At 70.5% G+C, this 12243-nt stretch carries 11 protein-coding genes; 6 read left to right on the plus strand and 5 right to left on the minus strand.

Annotation, left to right across the window (positions count from 1 at the left end):
• Nucleotides 1-57: 57 nt before the first annotated feature.
• Together OG504_RS33930 and OG504_RS33935 are read left to right on the plus strand one after the other, a co-directional pair.
• Nucleotides 58-1647: a von Willebrand factor type A domain-containing protein gene (locus tag OG504_RS33930; RefSeq protein ID WP_405993209.1), complete on the plus strand. Its 1590-nt coding sequence runs from the start codon at nt 58-60 to the stop codon at nt 1645-1647.
• A gap of 85 nt (nt 1648-1732) precedes the next feature.
• Nucleotides 1733-3664 carry an AMP-dependent synthetase/ligase gene (locus tag OG504_RS33935; RefSeq protein WP_405993210.1) on the plus strand — a complete coding sequence of 644 codons (1932 nt, stop codon included), beginning with the start codon at nt 1733-1735 and terminating at the stop codon, nt 3662-3664.
• Nucleotides 3665-3724: 60 nt separating this feature from the next.
• Here the strand turns inward: OG504_RS33935 and OG504_RS33940 are convergent, their stop codons facing one another.
• The gene (locus OG504_RS33940; protein WP_200711930.1) at nt 3725-4135 is read right to left on the minus strand and encodes a rodlin; all 411 of its coding nucleotides are present in this window, start codon (nt 4133-4135) and stop codon (nt 3725-3727) included.
• Nucleotides 4136-4450: 315 nt separating this feature from the next.
• A complete protein-coding gene (locus OG504_RS33945; protein ID WP_033284531.1) occupies nt 4451-4864 on the minus strand; it encodes a rodlin in 414 nt (137 codons plus the stop codon).
• A 191-nt stretch (nt 4865-5055) separates the two neighbouring features.
• Between OG504_RS33945 and OG504_RS33950 the strand changes: the two genes are divergently transcribed.
• The 3 genes from OG504_RS33950 to OG504_RS33960 all read left to right on the plus strand — a co-directional run bounded on the left by OG504_RS33950 (nt 5056) and on the right by OG504_RS33960 (nt 7079).
• Nucleotides 5056-5472, plus strand: a complete 417-nt coding sequence (locus OG504_RS33950; protein ID WP_019056497.1) for a rodlin — start codon at nt 5056-5058, stop codon at nt 5470-5472.
• A 248-nt stretch (nt 5473-5720) separates the two neighbouring features.
• Nucleotides 5721-5948 (plus strand): chaplin ChpD, encoded by a 228-nt coding sequence (gene chpD, locus OG504_RS33955; RefSeq protein ID WP_033284615.1) that lies wholly within the window; start codon nt 5721-5723, stop codon nt 5946-5948.
• A 96-nt stretch (nt 5949-6044) separates the two neighbouring features.
• On the plus strand, nt 6045-7079 hold the full coding sequence (locus OG504_RS33960; protein ID WP_405993211.1) for a chaplin: 1035 nt from the start codon (nt 6045-6047) through the stop codon (nt 7077-7079).
• Nucleotides 7080-7123: 44 nt separating this feature from the next.
• Here the strand turns inward: OG504_RS33960 and OG504_RS33965 are convergent, their stop codons facing one another.
• Both OG504_RS33965 and OG504_RS33970 read right to left on the minus strand, forming a co-directional pair.
• The gene (locus OG504_RS33965; protein WP_405993212.1) at nt 7124-8380 is read right to left on the minus strand and encodes an NAD(P)-binding domain-containing protein; all 1257 of its coding nucleotides are present in this window, start codon (nt 8378-8380) and stop codon (nt 7124-7126) included.
• Nucleotides 8380-9690: an ATP-grasp domain-containing protein gene (locus OG504_RS33970; protein ID WP_405993213.1), complete on the minus strand. Its 1311-nt coding sequence runs from the start codon at nt 9688-9690 to the stop codon at nt 8380-8382. Before OG504_RS33970 ends, OG504_RS33965 begins: the two co-directional genes overlap by 1 nt.
• 153 nt (nt 9691-9843) lie before the next feature.
• Between OG504_RS33970 and OG504_RS33975 the strand changes: the two genes are divergently transcribed.
• Nucleotides 9844-11121 carry a glycoside hydrolase family 26 protein gene (locus OG504_RS33975; protein ID WP_405993214.1) on the plus strand — a complete coding sequence of 426 codons (1278 nt, stop codon included), beginning with the start codon at nt 9844-9846 and terminating at the stop codon, nt 11119-11121.
• Between the two features lie 22 nt (nt 11122-11143).
• Here OG504_RS33975 and OG504_RS33980 read toward each other — a convergent pair whose 3' ends face one another.
• A complete protein-coding gene (locus OG504_RS33980; RefSeq protein ID WP_405993215.1) occupies nt 11144-12238 on the minus strand; it encodes a GNAT family N-acetyltransferase in 1095 nt (364 codons plus the stop codon).
• Nucleotides 12239-12243: the final 5 nt, after the last annotated feature.

The following is a 12243-nucleotide window of genomic DNA, read 5'->3' on the forward strand; positions in this document are numbered from 1 at the left end:
CCCTCCGCCGTCACAGTCGCAAGAAGCCGACGTCAACGGACCGAGGGGGCACGGGAGATGAAGACCCACCAGACCCACCGAACACGACCGAGGCAGGAGCACGCGCACCACCGCCCCCGGCGACTGCGCACGGCCCTGCTCGCCCTCACCGCCGCGAGCGGCCTGCTCCTCACCGGCTGCGGCGCGGGCGGCAGCAACTCCGGCAACTCGAACGCGGCGAACCGCACCGGTTTCCCGGCCCCGGCCCCGCCCGTCGCCACCGGTGGTGACAACAGCAGCGAACAGGACGGCGAACAGACCGGCACCCCCGCCGACAAGATCGCCCCATCCCCCGACTACCTCTCCACCTTCGCCCTCGACGTCGACACCGCCTCCTACGGCTACGCCCGCCGCGTCCTCGCCGACGGCCAGCGCCCCGACCCGTCGACGATCCGCCCCGAGGAGTTCGTCAACAGCTTCCGCCAGGACTACGACCGCCCCGACGGCAACGGCTTCACGGTCACCGTCGACGGCGCCCGCACCGACAGCTCCAACTGGTCCCTCGTCCGCGTGGGCCTCGCCACCCGCACCGCCGACTCCACCGACGAACGCCCGCCCGCCGCCCTGACGTTCGTGATCGACGTCTCCGGCTCGATGAGCGAGACGGGCCGCCTGGACCTCGCCAAGAAGTCCCTCGACGAGATGACGGACCGCCTCCGCGACGACGACTCGGTCGCACTCGTGACCTTCAGCGACGAGGCCGAGACCGTCCTCCCGATGACCCGCCTCGACGGCCACCGCGGCCAAGTCCACGAAGCCATCGACGAGTTGGAGACCCAGTCCTCGACCAACCTCGGCGCGGGCGTCGAGACCGGCTACGCCACCGCCACCGAGGGCCTGCGCAAGGGCGCCACCAACCGCGTCGTCCTCATCTCCGACGGCCTCGCCAACACCGGTGACACCAGCGCCGATTCGATCCTCGACCGCATCGCGCACGAACGCCGCGACCACGGCATCACCCTCTTCGGCGTCGGTGTGGGCAGCGACTACGGCGACGCCCTGATGGAGAAACTCGCCGACAAGGGCGACGGCCACACCGCGTACGTCTCGGACGACGCCGACGCCCGCAAGGTCTTCGTCGACCAACTCCCGCAGAACATCGACCTCACCGCCCGCGACGCCAAGGCCCAGGTCGCCTTCGACCCCGAGACGGTCGCCCAGTTCCGCCTCATCGGCTATGAGGACCGCAAGGTCGCCGACGACGACTTCCGCAACGACAACGTGGACGGCGGCGAGATCGGCCCCGGCCACACGGTCACCGCCCTCTACGCCGTCCGCACCAGGCCCGGCGCCGACGGCCACCTCGCCACCGCGAGCGTCCGCTGGCTCGACCCCGACACCCGCGCTCCGCACGAGGATTCGGGCCAACTGGAGACCGACGCCCTGCACCACTCCCTGACCAGCGCCCCGAACACCTTCCAAGTCACCGCCGTGGCCGCCTACTTCGCCGACACCCTCCGCTCACCCGAGGACAGCGCGGGCACCCTGCCCGGCAACCCCGGCCTCGCCGAACTCGCCTCCCGAGCCCACACGTTGGCGAAGAAAACGGAAGACGCGGACGTACGACAACTCGCCGAAGCGATCGACGAGGCACGCCGAATGAACTGAACCCACCGGAACCGCACAGACCCCATTGACCTTCCCCTACTTGCGAGTAGGTTGACGTCCCAGTCACCGTCGACCGGGAGTCGTCATGGGCGTACGCAAGGACCTGAAGCGGGCGCGGCAACGCACCGACCTGGCGGCCCGCACCCGGGTCCAACTCACCCGGGACGAGCGGGGCGTCGTACGGGAGGCGGCCACGCTGCCCCTCGCCCCGCGCCCGACGACCGGCAGCACCGCCGACCTCCCGTTCACCAACGCGGCGGAGGCCCCCGACACCGTGGTCCTCCGCCGCGAACAGGCCGGCACCTGGCACCCCGTCACCGCGACCGCCTTCGCCCGCGAAGTCACCGCCACCGCAAAGGGGTTGATCGCCGCAGGCCTCGAACCGGGCGGCCGGGTCGCCGTCATGTCCCGCACCCGCTACGAGTGGACGGTCCTCGACTTCGCGATCTGGGCGGCCGGCGGCCAGACGGTACCGATCTACGCCACCTCGTCGGCGGACCAAGTGGAGTGGATCGTCAGGGACTCGGGCACCCGCTTCGTCGTCACGGAGACCGCCGAGAACACAGCCACGGTCACCACCGGCACGGCCCGCCACCCCCAACCCCCGCGCGTCTGGCAGCTGGACGCGGGCGCCATGGCCGAACTCGTAACCCTGGGCGAGGAGTTGCCCGACGACGAGATCACCAAGCGCCGCGCCTCCCTCACCCCGGACACGATCGCGACGATCTGCTACACCTCCGGCACCACCGGCCGCCCCAAGGGCTGCGTCCTCACCCACGCCAACCTGCACGCCGAGGCCGCCAACATGGTCGAGCTGCTGCACCCCCTCTTCACGGAGGTCACCGGCCAGGTCGCCTCGACGCTTCTGTTCCTCCCGCTCGCGCACATCATGGGCCGCACCCTCCAGATCGCCTGCCTGATGGCCCGCATCGAGATCGGCCACTGCCCGAGCATCAAGCCCGACGAACTCCGCCCGGCACTACGGGAGTTCAGGCCCACGTTCCTCGTCGGCGTGCCGTACCTCTTCGAGAAGATCCACGACGCCGGCCGCGCGACCGCCGAGAAGATGGGCCGCGCCGCCTCCTTCGACCGCGCCGACCGCATCGCGGTCCGCTTCGGCGAGGCCTACCTGAACAAGTTCCTCGGCACCGGCAAGGGCCCCACCCCCGCCCTCTACGCCGCGTGGGCCCTCTACGACCTGCTGGTCTACCGCCGTATCCGCAAGGAACTCGGCGGCCGTCTGCGCTACGCGATCAGCGGCGGCTCCCCGCTCGACCGCGACCTCAACCTCTTCTTCTCCGCCGCCGGAATCATCGTCTACGAGGGCTACGGCCTCACCGAGACGACCGCCGCCGCCACCGTCGTCCCGCCCCTGCGGCCCCGCCCCGGCACGGTCGGCCTCCCGGTGCCCGGCACCACGATCCGCATCGCCGACGACGGCGAGGTGCTCATCAAGGGCGGGGTGGTCTTCGGCGCGTACTGGAACGACCCGGCGGCCACCGACGCCGTACTGCGGGACGACTGGTTCGCGACCGGGGACCTCGGCGCCCTCGACGAGGACGGCTATCTCACCATCACCGGCCGCAAGAAGGACATCCTCGTCACCAACGGCGGCAAGAACGTCTCCCCGGCCGTCCTGGAGGACCGCCTGCGCAGCCGCGCCCCGGTCGGCCAGTGCCTGGTCGTCGGCGACAACCGCCCCTTCGTCGCCGCCCTGATCACTCTCGACCCCGAGGCCCTCGCCCACTGGCTCGCGGTCCGCAAACTCCCCGCGGACACCCCGCTCGCCGACCTCGTCGAGGACCCGCGCCTGCGCGCCGATGTCCAGAAGGCCGTCGACCACGCCAACGAAGCCGTCTCCCGCGCCGAGTCCATCCGCGCCTTCGCCCTGATCGAGGGCGAGTTCACCGAGGACAACGGCCTGCTCACCCCGTCCCTGAAACTCAAACGGCATGTGGTGACGGCGGCCTACGCGGAGGACATCGAGGCCCTGTATGCGAAGTCGAAACGGCCGTAACACGAAAAGCGGGCCGCCGAAGTGCTCGGCGGCCCGCTCTTGTGGTGCGTGGTGCTGACGTCAGCTGCCCACGGCGCCGTTGCCCGACAGGACCGGGATGTTGTCCAGGATGTGCGACAGCGGCTCGTCGCCCTTCGCCTGGGTCGAGTTCTCGGTGCACTGCTGGTTCTGCGGGGCCGAGAGGATCGGCACGTCCTGCAGGACGGTGACCGGCACGACGCCGACGATCGAGGCGAGGTTCGCCTTGACCGGCAGGCCGACACAGGGCTTGTTCAGGGTGCCCTGGACGAGGGAGAGCTGGGGGCTCATGTCGCCCTTGGTCTCCTGGTTGCCGTACTTCTGCACGGCGCCGTTGCCCTGGGTGGTGGTGACGCCGTCGTCGTTGCCGATCGCCATCGCCGGGGTGGCGACAGCGGCGGTGGCACCGGCGAGGGAGGCGGCAACAGCCGCGGTCGCCCACAGCTTCTTCATGTTCAAACCCTTTCGGAGGACGGACTCCCGTTGCGGAGCCGCGCGATGATCAACTGGGCGATGGCCGGTTTGGTTGCGGCCTTTGCCCTGAATGGAGCAATAAGTCGGCTCGCGTGTAAGCAAGTTGGCTTCCTCGCGCGGGGACGCGGCGGGTGATCCGCGGCGGGTCGCTCGGCAGGGGCTGCTGTCCGCGGGGGGACCAGCGGACGGGCCGCGCGCAGCTTCCCGAACTCCTCGGCCGCCTTCCGCGCGTCCCGGCGAGGCAGGCCAACGGGCCGCCGAGAGATCGGCGGCCCGCTGTGCGCGTCCGCGAGGTCAGCTGCCCGAGGCGCCGTTGCCCGACAGGACCGGGATGTTGTCCAGGATGTGCGACAGCGGCTCGTCGCCCTTCGCCTGGGTCGAGTTCTCGGTGCACTGCTGGTTCTGCGGCGCGGAGAGGATCGGCACGTCCTGCGCGACGGTGACCGGCACGAGGCCGACCAGCGAGGCCAGGTTCGCCTTGGCGGGCAGGCCGATGCAGGGCTTGTTCAGCGAGCCCTGGATGAGCGCCATCTGGGGGCTCATGTTGCCGTACGTGGCCTGGTTGCCGTAGACCTGCTCGGCGCCGTTGCCGTTCGCCGTGGTGACGCCGTTGTCGTTACCGATCGCCATCGCCGGGGCGGCGACGGCAGCCGAGGCTCCGACGACGGAAGCGGCGACAGCCGCAGCAGCCATAACCTTCTTGATCACTTGCGTGGTCCCTTCTGGAGTAACCCCGTCCACCGGAGCGACCTGAACAACTGGCACCGGGCCGCATGGTTGCTCCGATTCACTCCAATGGCCCAGATGAATCCAACCGGGTGAAGCCACGCAACCAATCCGGCCGACCTCTGTTGATGGGGGAGCAGGAATTGTGTCTCTGCCAGGAAAGGACCGCAGAAATGCTCAAGAAGGCAATGGCTGCGACGGCTGTCGCGGCTTCCGTCGTCGGCGTCTCGGCGACGGCCGCCCCGCAGGCGCTGGCCATCGGCAACGACAACGGCGTCACCACGGTCAACGGGAACGGTGCCGAGCAGGCCTATGGCAACGCCAAGACGGCCGGCGACATGAGCCCCCAGCTCGGGCTCGCCCAGGGCGACCTGAACAAGCTCTGTGTCGGCCTGCCGGCCAAGGTCAACGCGGCCTCGATCGTGGGCGTACTGGTGCCGGTCACCGTCCTCCAGGACGTCCCGGTCCTCTCGGCCCCGCAGAACCAGCAGTGCGCCGAGAACTCGACCCAGGCGAAGGGCGACGAGCCGCTGTCGCACATCGCGGACAACATCCCGGTGCTGTCGGGCAACGGCGCCATCGGCAGCTGACGACCGTACGCCTGAGAGTGACCCGGGCGGCCCGCCGGATTTTCCGTGCGGGTCGCCCGGACTGCTGAATAAAGCTGTCTTCCCTTGAAGAGAAGCGTTTCTGCTCGGCTGCGTCCATCCTGTCAATTCGGTGCGGACGATCGAGTGAATTGTCAGGTGACACGCGTTCTTGAGTTTCTTCCTGCGTCTATCCCTCGTTTTACAGGCTGCAGGTCATGGTGGGCATGACCGCAGAGAAGGGAACGTTCATGAAGAAGAGCGCTGCTGTTGTCGCTGGTGCGATCATGGCTCTCGGTATGGCCGCCCCGGCCTTCGCCGACGCCGGTGCCGAGGGCGCGGCCGTCGGTTCGCCGGGTGTCCTCTCGGGCAACGTGGTCCAGGTTCCCGTGCACATCCCCGTCAACGTGTGCGGCAACTCGATCGACGTGATCGGCCTGCTGAACCCGGCGTTCGGCAACACGTGCGTCAACGACTGACGACGTAACGCACCAGCCGTTCCGGCTGTGTCATGGCCGGCCTTGGACAGGTTTCCAAGGCCGGCTTTTCCCACTTCAAGCAGGAAGACAACGAGATTGCGACAGACCCTGGGTAAGGGAATGGTCGCGGCGGCCGCCGCGACGAGCATTCTGTCCCTGTGCGGCAGCCCCGCCCTGGCCGATTCGTACACCGGCGGCGCTGCCAAGGATTCGCCGGGCGTCCTGTCCGGCAACAGCATCGACGTCCCGATCGACGCACCGGTCAACGCGTGTGGCAACACCGCCGACGGGGTGTCCGGACTCAACCCGACGTTCGGCAACTCCTGTGCCGGCGGCAAGGACGAGCACCGGCACAGCGAGCACCACCGGTGGGCCGAGCCGTCGTACGGGGACTCCGACGACGATTCGGGTTACGGCGGCTACGGCCACGACCACGGCTCCGGCTACGGAGACGACTCGGGCTACGGCTCCGGCGGTGACTCGGGTTACGGGCACGGGGATCACACGGGCTACGGCCACGGGGATCACACCGGGTACGGCCACGGGCACCACCCGGGCTACGGCACCCCGGAGGACTGCGAGGAGACACCGCCGCCTCCCACGGGCGGGCACCACCACACGCCGCCCCCTCCGCACACTCCGCCCCATCACACCCCGCCGCCTCACCACACCCCGCCTCCCCCCACGGGTGGGCATCACACTCCGCCCCATCACACCCCGCCGCCTCACCACACCCCGCCTCCCCCCACGGGTGGGCATCACACGCCGCCCCCTCATCACACCCCGCCTCCCACCGGTGGGCACCACACCCCGCCTCCGACCGGTGGGCATCACACTCCGCCTCCCACCGGCGGGCACCACACCCCGCCTCCGACCGGTGGGCACCACACCCCGCCGCCCCCCACCGGCGGGCACCACACGCCGCCGCCTCCTACCGGCGGCAACCACACCCCGCCCCCTCCCACCGGTGGGCACCAAACGCCTCCGCCCACCGGTGGGGAGCACACCCCGCCGCCCGTTCTGGCGCACACCGGCAGTGAGGCCATGCTGGCCACGTCCGGTGTCAGTGCCGCGCTGATCGCGGGTGGCACGATCCTCTACCGACGAGGCCGAGCCGCGTCCCGTAGGTAAGACGCACGGGGTGCCGGACGTCACCGCCCGGCACACCCGCGCCGTCAGCGTCGTACGAAGGCCGGCGTGCTCCGTCGGCCCGGTGCCGGGATCATGCCGCCGCGCGGCTCCGAGTGCAGCCGGCGCTCGACTCCCCGCACCAGCGCGCCCGCCGTGTACGTGGCGCCGTGCACGAAGCGCATCGCCGGGCCGAAGCCCGAGGCCGTCACCAGGCCCGCCATGAAGAGGCCCGGGTGCGAGGACTCGAAGTCCCGGCCGATTTCCGGGGAACCGTCGGCGACCGAGGTCAGGGAACCCCTCAACTCGCTGGAAAGCAGCCCGAGTCGGTGGGTCGTCGCCTTGAACCCCGTTGCCGCGATGACGTGTTCGGTGTCCAGGGAACGTGTTCCGCCCTCCCGGCTCACCGTCTCCAGGCGTACCCCGCCCGGCACCACATCGGCCGCCGCGATCTCGTGGCCGAGGAGCACCTCCACTGCCGGTTCGAACCGGTCCCGTACCCACCAGGCGCCCGCAGGACCAAGGGCGTTGGCGGCGATCCTGGCCCGGGTCGACTCCGGGAGACGGCGGAAGAGGTCGGGGCGCTCCGAGTAGAACCAGTTGCGCCAGCCGGGGCCCAGGCCGCTGTGCGGGGAGCGGGCCGACTGCCACCACGGGCGCTCCCACGCGGGCGGCACGTCGTTCCAGAAGAGTTCGTCGGCGCGTGCCAACACCCTTACCCGCGTGCCCTGTTCGGCGAGCAGGGCCGCCGTCTCCAGTGCCGCCTGGCCGCCGCCGATCACCGTGACGTCCTTGCCGCGGAACTCGTCCAGCGCACTGTGGTGGCTGCTGTGCGAGACGAGGGACCGGCCCAACCCCCGTAGCGCGGAGGGGATTTCGACGAACGGCATGACACCGACCGCGAGCGCGACGGTCCGGGCGTGCAGCACCGTGCCGTCATCGGTGACCGCCTCGAAGCCGCCCGGCACCGGCGCGATCCGCTCGACCGTCCGCTCGTCCACCTCCGGCACGGCGTTCCGCGCGAACCACAGGCCGTACGAGGCGAACATCTCGACCGGGATCGGCTCCCCGTGCCGGGCCTCCACACCCTGGCCCGCGCAGTACACGTCGAGCGGCCAACGGCCCTCAGGGTCCGACAGGTTGGAGGCCCAGGGCTCCGACTTGAGGAACATGCCCCGGGGCATGTGGTCGCGCCAGGACGCCATCGGCCGGCCGAAGACGCGCAGGTTCAGCCCGGCGGCCGCGGCGTGGGACGCGATGGACAGGCCGTACGGGCCCGCGCCCACCACCAGCAGGTCGTGCATCAGCAGCTGCTCGCTTTCTCGTCATCGCTCAACTCGGTCACTTTCGTCAACTCGGCTGGTTCGACAGGTCTGTTGGGGTGGCTCTCGCCCGCCTGCCGGACCACCCGCACCTCTGCCGTGCGCGCCGCCGGGGCCGTCCCGCCCAGCCGGTCCCGCACCTTGCGCAGCACATGCAGGCCCCACAGGCCCCACATCGCGCGGCCGGGCCCCGGGTCGTCCGGCGCATGCCAGGCCAGCTCACGTCCGCCGAGCGCCGGCCGCAACGCGCTGAGCGGCGCGTAGTTCTCCACCACGAACGAACGCCCTGGTCGCGGCGCCCCGTCCGGCAGCGGACGGTGGGTCAGGTCGAGGTGCAGCGCGCGTACGACGTCCAGGCCCGCGGAGTCGGCGAAGAGCCGGAACTGGGCGCCGGGCCGCGGGTTGAAGTCGAGCAGGTGATAGCGGCCGGTCGAGCCGCAGCGGCGGAAGTCCAGGTCGAGGATGCCCCGGTAGCCGAGCGAGGCGATGAGCCGCTCGGCCAGTGCCTGCACCTGCGGGTTGGGCGTCCAGCGGCCCACCGCCGTCAGCCCCGCACCGCGCGGCCAGGCGCGTTGCTTGCGGCCGGTGCCGCCGCCGCGCACGGCACCGGACCGGTCGGCGTACCCGTGGAAGAACCAGTCGCGGTCGGGCCCGGACGGCAGGAACGCCTGCAACAGCAGTTGGCTGCCCGCCTCGTCGGCGCGCAGGAACAACTCGCGTGCCTCCTGCGCGCTGTGCACCACCACCGTGCTGCGCAGCCCGGTCCCGGCCGGCACCAGCCAGGGCCGGCTCCACTTCGCGACCACCGGCAGCCCCAGTTGCCACGCGAAGCTTGCCGCCTGCGCCGGGCTCTCCGGGATCAGTGTCACCGGGTGCGGGATGTCCGCTCCCGCGCACACGGCGGCCAGTTCGGCCTTGTCCGCGACCCGTTCGGACAGTGCGCCGGGCTGCTGCGGCAGCAAGTAGGAGGGCGCGAGTTCGTCGCCGAGGCGGCCGACCGCGACGGCGCTCGCGTCGTCCATCGGGATCAGTACGGCGGGACGCGCGATCCGCGCCGCGACCCGCCGGAGCGTGACCGCGATCTCGCCGGGGGACGCGCCGGGCGGCGGCGGGGGATGCATCTGGCAGACAAAGCGGGAGCTGCGTACGGGACTTCCGGCGGAATCGGCGACCACATGCACCTCCACTCCCGCCCGGCCCAGTGAACGCACGGCCCCCAGCGTTCCGTGGTGAAAGGGATTCCGGTCGATCCGCAACAGAACTGCGGGAACACGGATGTCAAGCAGCGACACGGACTGTTTCCTTCGGTTCGTTTCACCCGTGCGGGCGATAGGGGAACTCGGAAGCCGTAATGGCGGTGGCGTAATTCATATTCATATGACTGAGTGTCAGTAGAAGGAAAAGCAAAGTCGGAACAGCACACGAGAGTGGAGAGAGGAGCAGGCATGGCCCCACAGCAGCGACGGTCCCGGACCGGACGACTCGCCTTCATCGCGGCCACGGTCGCCGCGTCGGCGGCTTTCGCGTCGGGTCCCGGGTTCGCGGCGGGGGTGACGCGGGTCACCGATCCGCCTGCTCCCGTAACCACCGCACCCACGACCACCGCATCCCCGACCGCCACACCCACGCCCACCGCATCCACGCCCACCGCACCCGCGAGCCCGGCCTTCGGTGCCTTCCTCGACTCCGGTGCCCGGGGCGTGGCCCGCATGGCCGCGCTGAGCAGCTGGCTGGGCGGGGCCGAACTGCGCGTCGGCCACACCTACCTGCCGGGCAATCACTGGAGCGACATCGAGGGCGCCCCCGGTCTCCTCGACGTGTGGGCGGACTGGCGTACCGAGAAGTCCGACCGGATGCTCGTCCTCAACGTGCCGATGCAGGAGCGCAACGAGGACGGCGTCTCCGACTGGCAGGTGCGGCAGCTGCTCCAGCAGGGCGCGGCCGGTCAGTTCGATCAGCACTTCAAGGCCCTCGCCGAGCGGCTGGTCGACCTGAAGGTGCCGGACACGGTGATCGTGCTCGGCTGGGAGATGAACGGCACCACGTACACCTCTCGCTGCGGGCCGGACCCGGAGGCCTGGAAGAAGTACTGGAACAGGATCGTCACCACGATGCGCTCGGTGCCGGGCCAGAAATTCCGGTTCGACTTCGATCCGAGCCGCGGCCGGGACGCCGTTCCCTGGACGCAGTGCTATCCGGGGGACGACACGGTCGACATCGTAGGAATGGACTCCTACGACCAGCCTTCCGGGCTGACGTTCGACGAACAGGTGAAAGAGCCCTACGGACTTCAGGCACATGTGGACTTCGCCAAATCCCACGGCAAGCCCATTTCCTATCCTGAATGGGGACTCTTCCGAAACGGCGACAACGCGGAGTACATGACGCGCATGCTCGCCTGGATGGACGAGCACAAGCCGCTGTACAACACGGTCACCGACTACTGCCCGCACGGTGTGTGGCAGTGCTCCCAGAACCCGAAGTCGTCCAAGATCTACCGCTCGGCCCTGTTCGGCCGCACCGAGGACCCGACCGCGACCGCGACCCCGACCACGCCCACGACCCCGGTCACCCCGGAGCCGCCCAAGCCGACCGCACCCACCACACCGCCCACTCCGACGCACCCGGCCAACTGCTCGCCGGTCGAGCTGGGCGACTGGGTGGAGTACTGGCTCGGCGGGAAGCTGTGCGTGAAGTTCGACTGGTGGCAGCGCGACCGCTGAACCAGAGGTGGCGGCGGGCCGCTCACGGTCCGTCGCCACCGCGTTCCCTCCACTTCCGCAGGAGCACCTTGCCCCGCCGGCGCGCGGCCACATCGCAGGCGACCGCCGACATCAGCGGCGCCGTGCGCCGCCGGGCCAGCAACAGCCGCTGGTTGACGACCGGTTCGGGCCGCCAGTGATGCTTGTACGGCTCGTCCCCGCGCAACAGGCTGAGCGTGCGCGGCTCGTCGGCGCCGGTGTGCTCGGCACACGCGTCGAGCAGCATCACCGCCACATCCGCCTTCCGCTCCCGCAGCCGCGGATGCGCGCCGTAGAGATAACCTCCCGCGAGCCGCCGCGACAACAGCGTCAGATCTACGGCGACCACGTCCTCGTCCAGCCGGAACTCGGTGACGACGGCGTCCCCGGAGCGCACCATCGGCCCGACCGAGCGGACCAGGTGTTCGCAGAACCGGGTCTGGAGATGCTCGGACGTCACCTTCCGCCCCTGCCACTGGAGTTCGTGCAGTTCCAGCAGCCGCCGTAGCGCCGAGTCCACCCCGTCCGGCTGTACGACGTGACGCTCGACGCCGAGTGCGGTCAGCTTGCGGAGTTTGGCGCGGACGCGCTGGGCCTTGGAGGAGGGGAGACGGGCGACCAGGTCGGCCATCGGGACGGCGGGCAGCTCCAGGCACAGCGAGTCGTGGACGCGGCGGCGGGGGCCGCGCCAGCGGTCGTAGACGCGCTCGACCGCGCCGCCGGGGCGCACCTCGCGGAAGTCGATCAGCGCGGTGCGGGCGGCGGACGCGAGGCCCTCGGTCAGCGCGGCGACAGCCGGGTCGCCGTGGTCGTCGTCCAGCAGGACGTCCCCGTAGTCGGAGATCGCCCCGCCGAGCGGGACCAGCGAGGGAACCGGACTCCGTACGAGCATCAGGGGTGCCGCGGCGACGAGTTCGCGGCCGTCGCGGACAACGAGCAGGCGCAGGCGGCCCGTTCGGCCGTACGACAGCCACCAGGAGTGCAGCCAGGCGTGGGACTGGAACGGGGTCGCCGCACCGCACCTCTGGTACAACCGGCCCCAGGCCGGGGCGAGTTCGGCGAACTGCTGGGCGTCGGTGACGAGTTCGGTCGAGTACACCGGTG

It is taken from the genome of Streptomyces sp. NBC_00986 (assembly GCF_045162565.1).
Lineage (GTDB): Bacteria > Actinomycetota > Actinomycetes > Streptomycetales > Streptomycetaceae > Streptomyces.